The sequence below is a fragment of the Xenorhabdus bovienii genome (assembly GCF_024721015.1).
GTDB classification, from domain to species: Bacteria; Pseudomonadota; Gammaproteobacteria; order Enterobacterales; family Enterobacteriaceae; genus Xenorhabdus; species Xenorhabdus bovienii.
Window position 1 is genome coordinate 13455 of sequence record NZ_JANAIF010000044.1, and the last position, 18490, is coordinate 31944.

General features: G+C 42.7%; 15 protein-coding genes and 2 tRNA genes. 6 read left to right on the forward strand and 11 right to left on the reverse strand.

The genetic code is table 11. From position 1 onward, the window contains the following. Nucleotides 1–191: 191 nt before the first annotated feature. From ydiJ to NXS07_RS12460, 3 genes are all read left to right on the forward strand, one after another. Nucleotides 192–3263, forward strand: a complete 3072-nt coding sequence (ydiJ, locus tag NXS07_RS12450; protein WP_038221341.1) for a D-2-hydroxyglutarate dehydrogenase YdiJ — start codon at nt 192–194, stop codon at nt 3261–3263. Further along, a complete protein-coding gene (locus NXS07_RS12455) occupies nt 3260–3673 on the forward strand; it encodes a hotdog fold thioesterase (protein WP_038197534.1) in 414 nt (137 codons plus the stop codon). The genes ydiJ and NXS07_RS12455 overlap by 4 nt, the downstream gene beginning before the upstream one ends. 282 nt (nt 3674–3955) lie before the next feature. After that, a complete protein-coding gene (locus NXS07_RS12460; RefSeq protein ID WP_038221340.1) occupies nt 3956–5026 on the forward strand; it encodes a L,D-transpeptidase family protein in 1071 nt (356 codons plus the stop codon). Nucleotides 5027–5135: 109 nt separating this feature from the next. Here NXS07_RS12460 and NXS07_RS12465 read toward each other — a convergent pair whose 3' ends face one another. From NXS07_RS12465 to NXS07_RS12485, 5 genes are all read right to left on the reverse strand, one after another. Then, on the reverse strand, nt 5136–5372 hold the full coding sequence (locus NXS07_RS12465) for a major outer membrane lipoprotein (RefSeq protein WP_038190978.1): 237 nt from the start codon (nt 5370–5372) through the stop codon (nt 5136–5138). Between the two features lie 563 nt (nt 5373–5935). Then, on the reverse strand, nt 5936–7345 hold the full coding sequence (pykF, locus tag NXS07_RS12470) for a pyruvate kinase PykF (RefSeq protein ID WP_038206196.1): 1410 nt from the start codon (nt 7343–7345) through the stop codon (nt 5936–5938). Nucleotides 7346–7848: 503 nt separating this feature from the next. Further along, nucleotides 7849–7925 (reverse strand) — tRNA-Val (locus NXS07_RS12475). A gap of 31 nt (nt 7926–7956) precedes the next feature. Beyond that, nucleotides 7957–8033 (reverse strand) — tRNA-Val (locus tag NXS07_RS12480). A 158-nt stretch (nt 8034–8191) separates the two neighbouring features. Next, nucleotides 8192–9565, reverse strand: a complete 1374-nt coding sequence (locus NXS07_RS12485) for an MATE family efflux transporter (protein WP_038221339.1) — start codon at nt 9563–9565, stop codon at nt 8192–8194. 238 nt (nt 9566–9803) lie between these two features. On the opposite strand from NXS07_RS12485, the gene NXS07_RS12490 reads away from it, so the two are divergent. Further along, nucleotides 9804–10448: a riboflavin synthase gene (locus tag NXS07_RS12490; protein ID WP_038221338.1), complete on the forward strand. Its 645-nt coding sequence runs from the start codon at nt 9804–9806 to the stop codon at nt 10446–10448. A 79-nt stretch (nt 10449–10527) separates the two neighbouring features. Here the strand turns inward: NXS07_RS12490 and cfa are convergent, their stop codons facing one another. Together cfa and punC are read right to left on the reverse strand one after the other, a co-directional pair. Then, complete coding sequence (gene cfa / locus NXS07_RS12495; RefSeq protein WP_038221337.1) at nt 10528–11679, reverse strand: cyclopropane fatty acyl phospholipid synthase; 1152 nt, start codon at nt 11677–11679, stop codon at nt 10528–10530. 319 nt (nt 11680–11998) lie between these two features. Then, the gene (punC, locus tag NXS07_RS12500) at nt 11999–13180 is read right to left on the reverse strand and encodes a purine nucleoside transporter PunC (RefSeq protein WP_038221336.1); all 1182 of its coding nucleotides are present in this window, start codon (nt 13178–13180) and stop codon (nt 11999–12001) included. A 123-nt stretch (nt 13181–13303) separates the two neighbouring features. Between punC and punR the strand changes: the two genes are divergently transcribed. After that, nucleotides 13304–14212, forward strand: a complete 909-nt coding sequence (gene punR / locus NXS07_RS12505; RefSeq protein ID WP_038190994.1) for a DNA-binding transcriptional activator PunR — start codon at nt 13304–13306, stop codon at nt 14210–14212. A 3-nt stretch (nt 14213–14215) separates the two neighbouring features. On the opposite strand, the gene purR is transcribed toward punR, so the two are convergent. Both purR and sodB read right to left on the reverse strand, forming a co-directional pair. Further along, nucleotides 14216–15241 (reverse strand): HTH-type transcriptional repressor PurR, encoded by a 1026-nt coding sequence (gene purR, locus NXS07_RS12510; protein ID WP_038197541.1) that lies wholly within the window; start codon nt 15239–15241, stop codon nt 14216–14218. Between the two features lie 473 nt (nt 15242–15714). Further along, a complete protein-coding gene (gene sodB, locus NXS07_RS12515) occupies nt 15715–16293 on the reverse strand; it encodes a superoxide dismutase [Fe] (RefSeq protein ID WP_038221335.1) in 579 nt (192 codons plus the stop codon). Between the two features lie 366 nt (nt 16294–16659). Between sodB and NXS07_RS12520 the strand changes: the two genes are divergently transcribed. Continuing rightward, nucleotides 16660–17043, forward strand: coding sequence for a Grx4 family monothiol glutaredoxin (locus NXS07_RS12520; RefSeq protein ID WP_258086847.1), 384 nt, complete (start codon nt 16660–16662; stop codon nt 17041–17043). Nucleotides 17044–17108: 65 nt separating this feature from the next. Here NXS07_RS12520 and rnt read toward each other — a convergent pair whose 3' ends face one another. Then, on the reverse strand, nt 17109–17759 hold the full coding sequence (gene rnt, locus NXS07_RS12525) for a ribonuclease T (RefSeq protein ID WP_038197543.1): 651 nt from the start codon (nt 17757–17759) through the stop codon (nt 17109–17111). Nucleotides 17760–17883: 124 nt separating this feature from the next. Further along, complete coding sequence (gloA, locus tag NXS07_RS12530) at nt 17884–18291, reverse strand: lactoylglutathione lyase (RefSeq protein ID WP_038197544.1); 408 nt, start codon at nt 18289–18291, stop codon at nt 17884–17886. Between the last annotated feature and the right edge of the window lie 199 nt (nt 18292–18490).

The window sequence follows — 18490 nt, forward strand, 5'->3', positions numbered from 1 at the left end:
TGCAATTGAAAGTACTGTTGGCAGTAACGATAGTAAGTAAATATAACGTTATTTTACAGATTGCTCAAAATTGATAAAGATTGTGATATCGTTGAAAGCTTGCCTACTCAGAAAGCTGTCTGAGTTACCTTATCCAAGATAGTATATAAATGAAGCAATGTGGACACTAATTAGAGAAGGGGCACAAGCCAATGATCCCACGTATACCACAAGCCCCCCATGTCAGTGAACTGGCACAGGAATATTTGACTACACTGAAGGAAGTTGGCTTTACAGGCGATACTGCCAGCAGTTATGCCGACAGATTGACCATGGCGACGGATAACAGTATTTATCAATTGCTGCCACAAGCGGTTGTTTTTCCGCGCTCCAGTGCTGATGTTGCTCTGCTAGCGAGAGTTGCAGGAGAAGAACGTTTTTATTCCCTGACATTTACTCCTCGCGGGGGAGGAACGGGTACCAACGGACAATCACTTAATAATGGTATTGTGGTGGATATGTCCCGTTATATGAACCGCATTCTTGAGATCAACCCCGAACAAGGGTGGGTTAAAGTCGAAGCCGGTGTCATCAAAGATCAACTCAATCAATATCTAAAACCTTTCGGTTATTTTTTCTCTCCCGAATTATCAACCAGTAACCGTGCCACGTTAGGCGGCATGATTAATACCGATGCTTCTGGTCAGGGATCGCTGGTTTATGGAAAAACGTCGGATCATGTACTTGGTGTCCGCGCCGTTTTATTGGGTGGGGAAATGTTTGATACCCGTCCTATGAGTACGTTATTCGCGGAATCGATTGCTCAAGAAGAATCCGTCATTGGGCGGATCTATAAAACGGTGCTTGAACGTTGCCGTGAGCGACGGAAGTTAATCGTCGAAAAATTCCCGAAGCTCAATCGTTTTCTGACCGGATATGATTTGCGTCATGTTTACAGTGATGATATGCAAACATTTGACTTGACCCGAATCTTGACTGGCTCTGAAGGAACATTGGCTTTTATTACGGAAGCAACACTGGATATTACGCCATTGCCAAAAGTCAGGCGGTTGGTGAATGTCAAATATGATTCCTTTGATTCGGCCCTGCGTAATGCTCCTTTCATGGTGGAAGCCAAAGCGCTTTCGGTTGAGACTGTGGATTCCAAAGTGCTCAATCTGGCGCGTGAAGATATCATCTGGCACTCAGTGAAGGAATTGATTACGGATGTCGCTGATAAAGATATGCAGGGGCTGAATATCGTCGAATTCAGTGGCAATGATGAACAGCAAATTGACCAGCAGGTTTATGATCTTTGCCAGCGCCTTGATGAATTGATGGGGGAAAACCAGACCGGCATCATTGGTTATCAAATTTGCCATCATTTAGTGGATATTGAGCGTATTTATGCCATGCGGAAAAAGTCTGTTGGGTTACTCGGTAACAGCAAAGGGGCCGCCAAACCGATTCCATTTGTCGAAGATACCTGTGTACCTCCTCAGCATCTTGCCGATTATATCACTGAATTCCGTCAGCTCCTTGATAGCCATCAGCTTAACTATGGTATGTTTGGGCATGTCGATGCGGGCGTCTTACATGTTCGGCCTGCGCTGGATATGTGTGATCTACAACAGGAAATCTTGATGAAGCAGATTTCCGATGAAATTGTTCGTCTGACAGCTAAATATGGCGGCTTGCTATGGGGAGAGCATGGCAAAGGTTTTCGGGCGGAATACAGTCCGGACTTTTTTGGCGAAATTTTGTATGACGAATTGCGTCGGATAAAAGCGGCATTTGATCCGCGGAACCGTCTTAATCCGGGAAAAATCTGCTCACCGATTGACATTGACGCCCCAATGATGAAGGTAGATGCGGCCAAGCGCGGAACTTATGACCGTACTATCCCTGTTAATATCAGAACGGCATTTCGTGGGGCGATGGAATGTAATGGTAATGGACTATGCTTCAATTTCGATGTTAAAAGCCCGATGTGTCCTTCGATGAAGGTAAGCCAACATCGTATCCACTCTCCTAAAGGCAGGGCGACGCTTGTCAGAGAATGGTTGCGGCTTCTGACTGAGCAGGGGATGGACCCCAAGTTGTTGGAGCAGGGGCTTGATCAAGCGCGTCCTAGCCTGCGGGGGCTGATTGACAAGACGCGCTATAGTTGGCAGGCGTGGCGGGGTGAATATGATTTCTCGCATGAAGTGAAAGAGGCTATGTCAGGCTGTCTGGCCTGTAAAGCCTGTTCGACACAGTGCCCAATTAAGATTGATGTACCTTCATTTCGTTCGCGTTTTCTGGCGCTTTATCACAGCCGTTATCTGCGTCCGCTGCGTGATCATATTGTTGCCAATGTTGAAAACAGTACTCCGTTGATGGCAAAGGTGCCTCAGGTATTTAACTTTTTTTTGAAACGACCATGGGTACAGAAAATCAGCCAGCACACCATTGGTATGGTTGATTTACCGCTACTTTCCTACCCAACACTGCAACAGCAGCTTTCAGACCACTACGCAGCAAGAACGACACTGGAACAGCTCGAAACTCTGTCACAATCTCAACGTAAGCAGCATGTGCTTATCGTCCAAGATCCTTTCACGAGTTACCACGATGCGAAAGTTGTCGCTGATTTTGTGCGATTGACCGAAAAACTAGGATATCAACCTGTGCTGTTACCGTTTTCACCTAATGGAAAAGCACAACATGTCAAAGGATTCTTGACTAAATTTGCTAAGACTGCCGAGAAGACAGCCAATTTTCTTAATCGAGTAGATCGTCTGAATATTCCTATGGTGGGAGTTGATCCTGCGCTGGTGCTGTGTTACCGAGATGAATACAAAGATATCCTCGGTGAGCGACGGGGTAACTTTAACGTCCAATTGGTGCATGAATGGCTCATGAGTATTCTGCCAGAGATACCATCACAAGAAAAACGTGACGATTCAACATCCAGTTATGACTGGTATTTACTGGGGCATTGCACAGAAGTGACAGCGCTACCCAATAGTGGTAAGCAATGGACGGATATTTTCCGTCATTTTGGCTGTCAATTGAACAATATCAGCGTGGGATGCTGTGGTATGGCAGGTACATATGGCCATGAAAAAAAGAATATTGATAACTCGATCGGTATCTATAAACTTTCATGGGCTCCGGCGCTGGACAATCTTGTTCTGGAACGTTGTCTCAGCACAGGCTATTCATGCCGTAGTCAGGTGAAACGCATAGAAGGACAAGCAGTTAAACATCCATTACAAGCCTTATTGGAGATAATACCGTGATTTGGAAACGTACTACAGATGTGAACGCGCTTAATCAATTTAATAGCAAGTGCATGCTAGAACATGTGGGAATAGAAATTACCCAGATTGGTGACGATTTTATTGAAGGAACAATGCCTGTCGATCAACGTACTAAACAGCCGTTTGGTCTATTACATGGCGGGGCATCTGTGGTGCTGGCTGAATCGCTCGGTTCTCTTGCAGGGTATCTCTGTTTGGAGGGTGAACAGAAAGTTGTGGGAGTAGAGATCAATGCCAACCATATCAAAGCGGTGAGTAAAGGTGTTGTCAAAGGTGTTTGTAAACCTGTTCACCTTGGGCGCTCTCACCAAGTCTGGCAGATTGACATCTATAATGAACGGCAACAGTTATGCTGCACATCTCGCCTGACAACTGCAGTCTTGTCGTAGATTTTTATCTTATGACACCCGTTCATTGAGTTCAGTTCCTGTCAGTATTTTATTGACAGGAACTGTTTGGCATTTTGCTGATTTAAACTTCCCTCACTAATGATGGGTTACTGGACTGTATATTGAGTGACATTAGCGCGTATAGTGTGCATGGAAGAATGCGTATTTTTGTTTTTATTTTGTTCGGATTTCTCCTTGATTTCCGTAAAGGTGATAGAAGAGTCTCTTAAAGTGGGCTATTAATTAACCATTGTCATTCAAACATCATTTCAGGAAGTGTATATGAAGCGATTTTTGACTTTTATCGGTATGTCCTTGATCGGTATGTTATCGTTAAGTGGTGCGGTCAATATAGCCCATGCGATGGAGTACCCATTGCCACCAGCTAACAGTCGCCTGATTGGTGAGAACGCCATCTATGTTGTATCTGATGATGGGCTTTCGCTGGAAGCCGTTGCCGCCAAATACCAAATAGGTTTGCTGGCCATGCTGGAGGCTAATCCTGGCGTTGATCCTTATCTGCCGAAACCAGGCACCAAGCTGATTATTCCATCACAGATGCTGCTTCCCGATACTCCTCGTCAAGGTATTATCATTAATCTGGCGGAATTTAGGCTCTATTATTTCCCCAAAGGGAAAAATTATGTTGTCGTCTATCCCATTGGGATCGGTCAGCTTGAACGTGATACACCGACGATGACAACGTCTGTCAGCCAGTTGATTAAAAATCCAACATGGACACCGACCACCAATATTCGTAAAGATTATGCGAGTCGAGGGATTATTTTGCCAACAGTAGTACCTGCCGGGGCGGATAATCCGATGGGGGATTTTGCCTTGCGTTTGGCTGCTGGCCGTGGAGAATATTTGATTCATGGTACGAATGCGAGTTTTGGTATTGGTATGCGTGTCAGTTCGGGCTGTATTCGCTTGCGCCCCGATAATATTGAGGATTTGTTTTATAGCGTGCCACGAGGAACCCGTGTTCAGGTAATTAATGAACCAATCAAATATACAGTGGAGCCAACTGGGAAGCGTTACGTGGAAATTCATCAGCCACTTTCAGATAAACAGACCGATGACCCTCAGACTAGGCCGATTCAGCGCACTGAGGGATTGGTAAAATTCATTAATAATCGTGAAACAGACGCTGTTCTTGTTGATCAAGAGATTATTCGACGTTCAGGAATACCTGTGCTGGTGAATAAAGGTATTGTTTTATCCAATCAGGAAGAGCAAGAAGTTTCAAGGCCGATTGAGATTCGTGAAGAAGCCACTCATGGTGTTAACCCAGTTGAATTGCCGCCATTAAATCATCCTAGTCCCATTTATCAGGCTGAACCATTATCCTGACTTGGGGTAGGGGGTATTTGTAATCGATTTTTGAGATGAACAAATGGATCAGCGAATATAAAAATGGCGTACCTTACTTGGTACGCCATTTTTGTTATCTGCTGCAAGATTATTTCTTGTAGGAACGCACTTGATTATCAAGGCGCTTATTCGCACGAGCTGCTTCCTCTTTGGCTGACTGAACATCAGAGTGAACAGCGCTGAGGTCATTTCTCAATTGGTCAACTTTAGAACCCAGAGTGTTAACCTGAGTGGCAAGTTGTTCAACTTTAGTTGCGCTTGAACAACCCGCTAACAGAGTGGAAGCCAGAATTACTGCACCAAATACAACTTTAGTACGATTCATCACAATACCCTCTAGATTAAGTTAATCTCCAAGTAGCTACCTAAGTATTACACAAACTTTTTTAGAAAGAGAATAAATTTTTGCTACTGAAAAAAATTCTACTGCTCTTTAATCGTAAAATAAGCCAATAATTTTTAGATAACTGCAATAAATTAGTGGTTTATTCGGTGATTTAATCAGAACAATCTCAATGATTACGTGATATGCATTCCATTTTTGATGTTTTAGACTAATAAATAGAGAAGGTACATAGTCTATTTAGTTATTTTAACCACAGAAAAAGCATTGAAGCTACCAATGGATTAATGAGAATTATTGCCACATAGTGAATGTTTACTCTAAATACAAATAAATAAAAACAGTAAGTAGGAACCTGTAGATAAATTTGCTCACTGTAATTGTATAACTTTTATAAAGTTTATAATGATAACGATATGGCATAGAAATATAAAAAGATCCATTTGGATATAAACCAAATTTGGATCTTATTTATAGTTATTAACATCGCTAACAAGACTGCCCAATGTCTGGGCAGCTTATTCATGATTGGGCGTGGTGCAAATTTATAGAACGTGGACTGAAGAAGTATTTGTTGTACCACTGGGTACTAACGCACCGGATATCATTACAACGGCATCACCTTTATTGGCCATACCACTTGCCAGTGCTGCTTCCTTACCAATCCGATAGAAGTCATCGGTAGAGGCGATCTCTTTGACAATTTGTGTGGAAACACCTTTGACCAACAGCAATTGTCGGGCAGTGATTTCATTGGTAGTCAGAGCGAGGATAGGCGCGTTAGGGAAATATTTACGGATAGATCTTGCAGATTTGCCACCATAGGTTGCAACGACGATCAGCGGTGCTTCCAGCTTTTCTGCAATTTCAACTGCACCACGACAGACTGCTTCAGTAACGCGCAGTTTTTGGGCTTTGGTAATTTCAATTCTGCTGCTCATGACGCGATCTGTACGTTCACAGATGGTTGCCATGATAGAAACCGCTTCGATAGGGTATTTCCCTTTTGCACTTTCACCGGAAAGCATCACGGCATCAGTGCCATCCAAGATGGCATTGGCAACGTCTCCTGCTTCAGCGCGGGTAGGGCGTGGATTTTTGATCATGGAATCCAGCATTTGGGTTGCAGTGATGACAACTTTGCGTGCTGCATTGCATTTTTCGATCATCATCTTCTGCGCGAAGATAACTTCTTCTACTGGGATCTCAACACCCAAATCACCACGGGCAACCATGATACCGTCTGAAGCTTCCATAATTTCATCAAAATTATTCAGACCTTCCTGATTTTCAATTTTGGAGATGATTTGGATGTGCTCTCCACCGTGGGCTTTCAGGTGATCACGGATTTCCAGTACATCAGAACGCTTACGGATGAAAGACGCTGCGACGAAATCAACACCTTGCTCGCAACCGAAAATCAGATCCTGTTTATCTTTTTCTGCCAGTGCAGGCAGGTTGATGGCGACATTTGGCAGATTGACGCCTTTGTTTTCGCCTAAATCACCGTTGTTCAATACCTCACAGATGACTTCAGTCTCGGTGACGTTTTTTACTGTCATGGCGATCAAACCATCATCAACCAAAATGGTATTACCCGGTTTCAGGTCTGCTGGCAGACCAGCATAAGTGACGGCGACACACTCTTGATTGCCAATAACGGATTTATCAGTTGTAAAAGTGAAAGTCTGGCCCGCAGTGAGAGAGACATCATTACCACCTTCCAGCTTTATGGTACGAATTTCAGGGCCTTTGGTATCCAGTAGGATAGCTGCTTTTTTGCCTGTTTTCGCAGTGACCGCACGAAGGTTTTTAATACGTTGGCCATGTTCTTCGTAGTCACCGTGAGAAAAATTTAGGCGCATGACATTCATGCCTGCATTAAGCAATTCGGTCAGTTTTGTTTCGGATTCTGTTTTTGGCCCGATAGTACAAACAATTTTGGTTTTTTTCATGACAATCTATCTACTGGTTTTAATGGATTAAAAGAGTGAATCACCAACCATTGACATTTATGCCAGCATCATCTGGATTTGTAAGTTGCGCAACATAACGGAAAACGGATGGCAGAAAGTGTCAAATGGTTTTTTTTGCGTGAAGTCAGGCGTGTGTAGATATGTGGACTTGAATCGATTAAGCATTGGTAATTTTTTCTGAGTTCGGTAAAAAAATTGGCTGAAACCATTCAACTTATGACAGGAGCGTATTATAGAGGCTAATTTCTGTGAAATGAATCAAAAAAATGATTCTTGGAGATATTTATGAGTAAAAAGCGAAAAATATTCTGGCTCATGTTAAGGAAATCAGAGAGTTGTTGCGCAAACGGGATAGAATTGAATTGTTAGTATCGTGTGATAGGTTGGGTAACATTAAGTATATGGTAGGGAAGTAGAGTTCAGCAAAATATGAAATAAAAGAATAAATGGCTAGAAAGGAATTTAGGACATTATCTAATAGATGGTGCGTCCGAGTGGACTCGAACCACCGACCCCCACCATGTCAAGGTGGTGCTCTAACCAACTGAGCTACGGACGCACATAAGATTTTTCTATGTCAGACAGATTTATGGTGCGTCCGAGTGGACTCGAACCACCGACCCCCACCATGTCAAGGTGGTGCTCTAACCAACTGAGCTACGGACGCAATCTAAATTTCTGTGGCTGACAACGGGGAAGAATATTAACGATCACGGGGCTTTCTGGCAAGAGGAAAAACGCAAATTCTGATTCGATTGCTTGTATTTACACCTTTTGGAATGAATTTGCGGCTTTTCCTCTTGTTTTCCGACCTAATAGACTGAATTAATGAGTAGAGCGTTCCAGAACAAAGTGGGTTGGTTGCTTTTGTAACCACAAAATTCGGAGACCCACCATGACTGCGGCGGCGGTTAAGCCGATAATAAACCCAATCCAGAAACCCTGTGGCCCCATTGGTTCAGTGACATAATGGGTTAGCGCCAGAATGTAACCACTAGGTAGTCCTAAGATCCAATAAGCAATAAAGGTGATAAAGAAGACGGAACGCGTATCTTTATACCCTCGTAATACACCGGAACCAATAACTTGAACTGAATCAGAAATCTGATAAATGGCTGCAAACAGCATCAGATGGGATGCAAGAGTGACAACTTCATAGTTATCGTTATACATAAGTGCGATCGGTTCGCGGAACAAAGTTGTAAAGGCCGCGGTCATACAGGCTATCATCAAACCGACAGCAAGGCTTGTGTAAGCTGAAATTTTGGCACCTTCAGTCGATTTTTTTCCAAGGTTATAGCCTACGCGGATGGTTGCTGCGATCCCAAATGACAGGGGAAACATAAACATCATGGAACTGAAATTGAGTGCGATCTGATGTCCAGCAACGGCAGCGACTCCGAGAGGAGATACCAACAGAGAAACAACAGCAAAAAGTGTGACTTCAAAGAACAGGGCCAGTGCGATAGGTAAGCCAAGTAACACAATACGTTTTTGTGTACGCCAATTAGGGCCAGTAAAATTGTCGAACGTATGGATGTCCTTCTGTGAAGGCGTGTGTTTTACATACGCAAGCAGTAACAGGAACATGACCCAATAGACCGTGGCCGTTGCAACACCACAGCCCACACCGCCTAATTCTGGTGCGCCAAATTTACCGTAAATGAAAATATAATTGACAGGAATGTTAACCAGTAATCCTATAATGCCAATAATCATTGCAGGCTTGGTTTTCGACAATCCTTCACACTGACCGCGTAAGGTCTGATAGAACAGATAGCCAGGGGCACCCCACATAATGGCATGGATAAAGTTTATTGCTTTTTGTGCCAACACAGGATCAACATTGTGTTGCGCTTCTATAATGAATCGGCAGTTATACAATACAGCTATAACTAAAATAGAGAGAAAAGTTGCCAGCCAGAAGCCTTGTTGGATCTGAACTGCCACATTTTTTCTCTGACCAGAACCGTTCATGTGTGCCACAATCGGCGTTAGGGCCATCAGTAAACCCTGACCAAATAAAATAGTTGGTAACCAGATTGACGTACCGACGGCAACTGCAGACATTTCGACAGCACCCGCTTTACCAGCCATGACTGTATCGACGAAACCCATCGCAGTTTGTGAAAATTGTGCGATGATGATTGGGATCCCCAGAGCGAGCAAACTACGCGCTTCATTTAAGTATTTCTGCACGTACTACACCTTTTTTGATTGAAAATTAATTAGAAAAACAAAGAATATTTCTACGAGCAAACGATTTTATTGGAAAATTAATCGCTTATTAACGCGGATATTGTATAGGACTCGTTTTACTAAGCCAATCGCTGCGCGATACTAATACTCAATGAGAGCGCGTACTTATCGAAATAGTGTTTAAAAATGATGGGTGGGTTAAACTAATTCATTTATGCAAATGACGAAAGAGGTTCCCATGTTTACAGGCATCATTCAGGGAAAAGCGCCGATAGTTGCGATTGATGAAAAAGCGCATTTTCGAACTCATATTGTTAAATTTCCGGCTGAATTATTACCCGGAATTGAAACGGGAGCCTCCGTTTCCCACAATGGTTGTTGCCTGACAGTGACCAATATCGATAGCAATCTGATTAGTTTTGATTTGATGAAAGAGACGCTGCGCTTGACTAATCTCGGTGATCTTAACGTAGGTGACTTAGTTAATCTGGAAAGAGCTGCAAAATTTGGTGATGAAATTGGTGGGCATCTGATGTCCGGTCATGTTATTACGATAGCTGAAATTACCAAGATTTTCACTTCAGAAAATAACCATGAAATTTGGTTTCGTATTCACGATAAGCAATTGATGAAATATATTCTGCATAAAGGATTTATTGGCATTGATGGGATTAGCCTGACGATTGGGGATGTCGTGAATAACCGATTCTGTGTTCACCTGATACCCGAAACACTGGAACGTACGACACTGGGTAAAAAGCGCCTTGGGCAGAAAGTGAATATTGAGATTGACACACAGACACAGGCAATCGTAGATACCGTCGAACGGGTTATGGCGCAGAAAGAACAGGAAAAAGTATTGTCACAAACGGAAGAACAATAAAAAACATTACCCATTGTAGGTGAAAGCTACAGGAATGGGGGTTCTGTAGCTTTCTGTACAACCTTTTTAGGTTAATACCTTACCGAGGAACTTTCAGGCCATTTTCAATTCCCCGTGGACTAAACATAATTTGCCACAGTTGAATGTCTCTGGCACGGAATGCACCTGCGCAGGCATTCAAGTAATAACTGAACATCCGTTTAAAGCGTGGGCTGTAGTTATGTTCTATCTCGCTCCAGCTTGCGGTGAAATGTTCATACCATGCCATCAACGTACGGTCATAATCCGCTCCAAAGTTGTGCCAGTCTTCCATGACAAATTTTCCAGTGCTGGCTTTGGCGATCTTTGCGACCGAAGGTAGGCAACCATTGGGAAAAATATACTTATTTATCCATGAATCGACGTTCAGTTTATCACGATTAGAGCCGATAGTATGCAGCAGGAACAGGCCATCAGGCTTCAGGTTTTTGCGCACGATATTGAAATAATTGGCATAGTTTTTAGGACCAACGTGTTCAAACATGCCGACAGAAACAATCCTATCAAATTGGAGGTTCAAATCGCGATAATCTTCAAGGATGATTTTCACATCCAGATCTTCACAGCGTTCTTGAGCATATTTCTGTTGCTCTGCGGAAATAGTAACGCCAGTGACGGATGCACCATAGTTTTTTGCAGCATAGGCAGCCAGACCACCCCATCCACATCCGATATCCAATAGTGTCATGCCTGAAGACAATTGCAGTTTTTCGCAAATCAGGCGGAGTTTACTGGTTTGGGCTTCTTCTAGTGTATTTGAATCTTTCCAGTAACCACATGAGTACTGCATGTAGGGGTCGAGCATGCGAGTAAAAAGATCGTTACCTAAATCATAGTGTTCTTCTCCTACAACCCAGGCTCTTTTGGGTGATTGTAAGTTAAATATGCGAGCGGTAATGACTTTCAGAATATCCTTGGCATTTTTGGGAATGCGATACTCCAGACCAGCTCGCAGTATTTTATGAAAGAATACATCCAGATGTTCACAATCCCACCAGCCATCCATATAGCTTTCACCCAGCCCAAGGGAGCCTTCTTTTAACACTCTTTTATAAAAATTTGGATTTTTGACATGTATATCGAAAGGGCGTTTGCCGTTGATCTCAATATCAGCTTCTTGAAGCAACTCATTGGCGATTCTATGCCACGGATCGGTAATTATTTTTTTATCTTCAATGCAAGATGAACTCATATACTCTCCAATATTTATACGAGGGAATTTTGAGGTATCTCTTTGTGGCTGATTACTTATTATGCTAAAACCAAAAAGGTTTTATTCGGAAATAATATAGAACATTAAGTAAAAGCATATACGCTCATTCATCCTGAAATCAAACAGAGCTTCATTGCTCTTACAAACCTCAAATTCCAAGTTTTTATAATAATGAACCTGTATGAGTATATGAGTGAAATAATATTTAAACAATCATCTAAAGGTCACATTTATGACGCAACCTTTAGATGAGAATGTTCTTAATTATTATTTTTTGGCGTGATTATTAAATTCATGTTTAATCTTTCTTGTCATATTTTTGCTTTTGCAACCAATACCCTATTGCCATCAAAACAACAGTAGAAACCATCACTGTTGTGGTAGATAGAAGAGGGTTTTTCATGAATACAGAGACTATCAGGCTTGCGACAAAACAGAGACCTAATTGCAGGGCATTCTGCAATGCAGCCGCCTTCCCGCTGTTTTTAGGGTAAACAGAGAGGGCATTTGCTACAGCAATAGGATAAGAAGCACCATTCATTGCTGCCATAAAGCAGAAAGGGATGAGAATAGCCATAAATGAAGGTTCATAGAATTGGGAAATTAAATAAATGATCACCATACTGACGGCATAACCTGCCAGTAAGAATGGAAATACCGTTTCACTTTTGATTTTTTCCAAAAGAATACGGCAACCATATCCACCGACCATAAATGCCAGAGTCTGAGGAATATAACTCAAGCCGATATCTGTAGGATCATAACCCATATCGGCCAGAATTGTTGGTGAGCCAGTTAGCCAAGCAAAAAAACCAGCACTGCAAGCAGCATAAATTAATACATTTCCACTGAAGATGGGGGATTTCAATAAGGTAAAGAAAGAAACTCCCTTTTTATCAGAGTCGGTATCGATAGTTTTGTGTTTATTGGTCAGGAAAAATGTGGGTATCAGCAGTAAAAGTGTTACAGCCATCAAGACAAGGAAAATGATTTTCCAGCCAACGTGTGACAATAGCCATGCACCGACCAAAGGAGCGAGTGCAGGGGAAAGGGCAACCAGAGGCATTATCATGGCAAAAACACGTTTAGTACGTTCAGGATCATACCGATCGACAACTAAAGCCTGCCAGCAAACTGCTGCAGAACAGACTCCAACCGCTTGCAGAAATCTCAATACAAGCAGTTGAGTGGAGTCAGTTATCCAAAGCATACCTAGACAGCTAATGGAAAACAGGGATAAGCCGATAATAAGAACAGGTTTTCTTCCCAATCGGTCAGACAGTTGCCCCCATAACAACTGAGCAAAGGCAAAACCGCCAAGAAAAATGCTGAGACTCGCACTGATAGCACTTTCTGATGTATTTAACTCTGTTTTCATTACTCCAAAAGCAGGTAGATACATATCAATAGCCAAATAGCCGAGCATACTCAGGCCAGCGAGATAAAACATGAATGAAATGGAATTGTTATTTGTTGTCATTGTGTTAATAACTTGATGTGGTAATTGATAAGAAGATACAAGGCTTATTCTATATGGCATGATTTTTACTTGTGAAACGGTAATATTTGCATCATGTTATGAAAAAAATTGAAAGGAATAAATATGTGGTCTGAATACTCGCTGGAAGTTGTTGATGCTGTAGCCAGAACAGGAAGTTTCAGTGCAGCTGCATCAGAACTTCATCGTGTCCCCTCTGCTATCAGCTATACGGTAAAACAACTCGAAGAATGGTTGGCTGTACCTTTATTTGAGCGTCGTCACCGTGATGTAGAATTAACGGAAGCGGGGGGTATTTTTGTTAAAGAAGCTCGTTCTGTTATCAAAAAAATGCATCACACTCGCCATCAATGTCAGCAGGTGGCTAATGGTTGGCGAGGGCAGTTCAGTATTGCCGTTGATCAAGTTGTAAAACCTGAACGAACGCTCCAACTTATTCTGGATTTTTACCGACATTTTCCAGATATTGAGTTGCTTATCTATCCTGAAGTTTTTAATGGTGTGTGGGATGCATTGGTAGATGGGCGGGTTGATGTCGCTATTGGTGCCACACGCGCTTCTCCGGTCGGAGAACGATATAGTTTCAGGGATATGGGGTTTATGCCGTGGTTATGCGTTGCCAGCCCTGCACATGAACTGGTTTCGATAGCAGAAAAATTGAATGACGACCAGATGCGCGCTTATTCCAGTTTGTGCCTGGAAGATACTTCTCGCAGCCTGCCCAAGCGTGATACGTGGGCTTTGGATAATCAACGGCGATTGATTGTGCCTGATTGGGATATTGGGTTGGCTTGCCTGATGGATGGTCTGTGTGTAGGAATGGTGCCCAAGCATCGTGCATTACCACTTATCCGCAGCGGAAAATTGATCGCACTTGAGCTTGAACAACCATTGCCTGATAGCCCATGTTGCTTGGCATGGTCGCAAAAAAGCCATTCACCAGCATTAAGCTGGTTGCTTGATTATCTCGGAGATAGTGAAACACTTAATGCTGAATGGCTGCAGGAGGACTGATTGTCAACGGCGATAATCGATGAAAGGCCCATCTGCAACAGATCGACGCTCAACAAGACGCGGGTGGACTTCGATAGTTTGTGCATCTTCACGCTTATTGATGATCCTGTCCAGTAACGCCGAGAAGGCCATCTGCCCCAGACGTTCTTTAGGCTGGTGGATGGTTGTCAGCGCTGGCGTGAAGTAGCGTGCGTTACGAATATTGTCATAACCAATGATGGAAATATCTTGAGGGACACGTAAGCCTAGCTCATCGGCTGCACAGATTGCCCCCATTGCCATCACATCGCCACCACAGAAAACGGCTGTGGGGCGATTTTTCTGGTTCAGGATCTTGTACATAGCTTGATAGCCAGATTCAGGCTCAAAATCGCCCTGCACAATCCACTCATTCCGAATGGCAATATTTGCCTCTTTCAGTGCCTTGAGAAAACCTTGATGACGCCCGCCACCGGTGTTTCTTGCTAGTGGCCCAGGAATGGAAGCAATATCACGGTGACCGCGTTCAATAAGATAGCGACCGGCCAAATAACCACCATGGAAGGCGTTATCGATAATCGCATCGGTGAAATCGCCCCTAGACTCGCCCCAGTCCATGACCACCATGGGAATATTGCGATAATCTTCCAACATACCCAAAAGTTGTTCAGGATATTCTGAACACATTACCAGTAAACCATCCACACGTTTTTGAGCGAGCATTGCGAGATAAGCTTTCTGCTTGTCGAGATTGTTGTGAGAATTACATAAAATCAACGTATAGCCTTTGCTATAGCAACTATTTTCAACGGATTCTATTATTTCGGCAAAATAAGGTGCCTCGCTTGAAGTTGCCAGTAATCCGATGGATTTGGTGTGGTTAACCTTCAAACTACGGGCAACGGCACTGGGAGAATAGTTTAGTTCTTTAATGGCAGCCCAAACTGCGATTTTTGTATCTTCGGCGACGAAACGGGTTTTATTGATAACATGGGATACGGTTGTGGTCGAAACACCAGCGCGTTTAGCCACATCTTTAATCGTTGCCATGATAAAAAAGACTCCTGACCTTATGGTCTAAATTTATAGATCTTTGTTAATCGTTTGCCAGTATATTTATATAGGATGAAGGCTGGCAATAACTTAGCGATAAACCTTGAATTTTGTCTGATCTAGCTCAAAAGTGAAAGCAATAATCGATGCTATAAAGTATATGCACTAAATGTCAAATGATGCTTTTTATGTAATAGGGTGAATAACCATTCAAAATTTATGGTGTTGCGGCGCCTTAATTTTCACATTGAGGATGTTTATGGATACAGATCTGAAGTTGGGATTATTGACTGCCAGTAGTGCATTGGTAATGATTGTTATTCTAGCAAGTCTTTGTCTGATCTAGAAAAAATTGAAGTGTAACGTTGCCTGCTTTTGTTTGCTTTAAGGGTAAACTTTCGCTATCCAAGATTTATGGAATCGGGAAAGTCTACCCTTACTATTTCAAACTGGTTTGAGCGTTTATCTCATTAAGCCAGATTTTCTTCAACAAATTTCCAGTTGACCAGAGCCCAGAAATGCTCCAGATATTGAGGGCGCGCATTACGATAATCGATGTAATATGCGTGTTCCCAAACATCAACTGTCAGTACAGGTTTATCTTTACTAGTCAGTGGAGTTGCGGCATTGGAAGTATTGACGATAGCCACGCTGCCGTCAGCTTTCTTGACTAGCCATGTCCAACCAGAACCAAAATTTTTCAGGGCAGCATCAGTAAACTGCTGCTTGAATTCAGCAAAAGAGCCGAAAGCACTGTTAATAGCGTCTGCCACTTTTCCAGTTGGTTCACCACCACCGTTTGGTGACAGGCTATTCCAGTAGAAAGTGTGATTCCAGACTTGTGCTGCGTTATTGAAGATGCCGCCTTCGGATGTCTTGATGATTTCTTCCAGTGATTTTCCGGCAAATTCGGTATCTTTAATCAGATTGTTCAGGTTCACAACGTAGGCGTTATGATGTTTGCCGTAATGATATTCCAGAGTTTCTGCTGAAATGTGTGGTTCCAGGGCATTTTTGGCATAAGGTAATGCTGGTAATTCAAAAGACATTGCATGCTCCTTTTTAATATCGGGTTTTTGGCTCTACAAGCCATGGTTAACAAGGTGACAACCATGGGCAGAGCAAATTCAAGCTTATTATCATGTTGCTATTTTGATAATTATCTTAACAACTTTTCAGCTAAATTACAGGGAAAAAGATACGACTTAACTGCGATCTGGAGTGGAACTGAACTGTAGTACTGATTGGAAACGGTCACAGGGGATGAAAGCATCACATAGCCATCTGCGGCAGATTGCAACATAAAATTTGCAGAAGAAAGTTCGCGGTAGAAAATTCGCGGTAGAAAGTGGTATTCTGAATCAATCTTTTCTGATGCTGATAAACAGCGCTTGTGGTTTAAGGAAGTAAAAATGATGAGTATTGAGAAAAACGAACGCCCGGTTGAAGAAACAACGACTATTGGAAAAATAGAACGCCAGATCAAAGAAAATCCAATCTTGCTGTACATGAAAGGTTCTCCAAAGCTACCAAACTGTGGTTTTTCTGCTCAAGCGGTTCAGGCGCTGTCTGCCTGTGGTGAACGTTTTGCTTACGTAGATATTCTGCAAAATCCTGATATCCGTGCAGAATTACCTAAATATGCAAACTGGCCGACATTTCCTCAGCTTTGGGTTGATGGTGAGCTGGTAGGTGGCTGTGACATTATCATTGAAATGTATCAGAGTGGTGAATTACAAGCGTTGATCGAAGATACTGCTGACAAGTACCGTGAACAGGCAGACTGCGATAGCGAATAATTTATCATTTTGGCGAATGATGGTTAAAGCCCCATACATCTTCAGCAGGCATGGGGCTTGATTTATCAGGATTCGTTATCTGGGGAAGGTAATGGCCAGCCGCCTAGTCGTTTCCAGCGGTTAACGAGTTCACAGAACAGCAAGGCAGTCCGGTCTGTATCATACAGAGCGCTATGAGCCTGATTACTGTCAAATGGTATTTCTGCTGTAATACAGGCTTTGGCCAGGATTGTTTGGCCGAGCACCAAACCACTCAGGGCTGCGGTATCAAAAGTGGCGAAAGGGTGAAATGGATTACGTTTCAAACTAGAACGCTCTGCTGCTGCCATGACAAAGTTGTGATCAAAACTGGCATTATGGGCGACTATAATCGCGCGGTTGCAATTACTGTCTTTCATACCTTTGCGGATCATTTTGAAAATGGCATGTAATGCCGTGTATTCACTGACTGCTCCCCGCAATGGATTGGTCGGATCAATCCCTGTGAATGCCAGCGCCGCTGGGTCAAGGTTAGCGCCTTCAAAGGGGTCAATATGAAAATGCAGTGTGTCAGCTGGCACCAGCCAACCCTCTTCATCCATCTTTAAAGTAATTGCTGCGATTTCAAGTAAAGCATCTGTCTGTGCATTAAAACCACCGGTTTCTACATCAATGACAACAGGATAGTAGCCACGAAAACGTCCACTTAGCATGTTTTGATCTTTTTTATTAGACATCTGGTTCAGTTCTTAACTTCATGATAGTGGATATTATGACAAAATTTGGCATGTATTGCAGAAGTAATACCTATCCAATTTAGAAATGAAGGGCATGGAAAATGCCCTTTGCATGTAGAAATAGTTAATTTCCTAATGCACTGCTGCCGCTTTGGTTTTCGATTAATTCGATTTTATAGCCATCGGGATCTTCAACAAACGCAATGACCGTTGTTCCGCCTTTGACAGGTCCAGCCTCGCGAGTCACATTTCCACCAGAGAGCTTGATGTGCTTACAAGTTGCAGCGACATCGTCAACACCCAAGGCAATATGCCCAAATGCGGTTCCCATTTCGTAGCTTTCAACATCCCAATTATAGGTTAACTCAATGACTGCACCTTGGTTTTCATCGGTATAACCGACAAAAGCGAGGGAATATTTATACTCTGGATTTTCACTGGTGCGAAGTAGACGCATACCCATCACTTGAGTATAGAAATCAATTGAGCGCTGCATGTTGCCAACACGGATCATAGTATGGAGTAAACGCATAATTACCTCTTGAACTTTATAATTTTATTGCGAAATATCCTTATTTAGGAAAGTCCTTATTTGGGATAATATTATGGCAAAATTTCGCTCATTAACTGCATATGTGTGGTTCACTATAACTTGTATATACCCATCGTAATTGAAGATACTTGATTTTTCATTCGTATCAGATCAAGATCGCGCCCATGAAAATTACTCT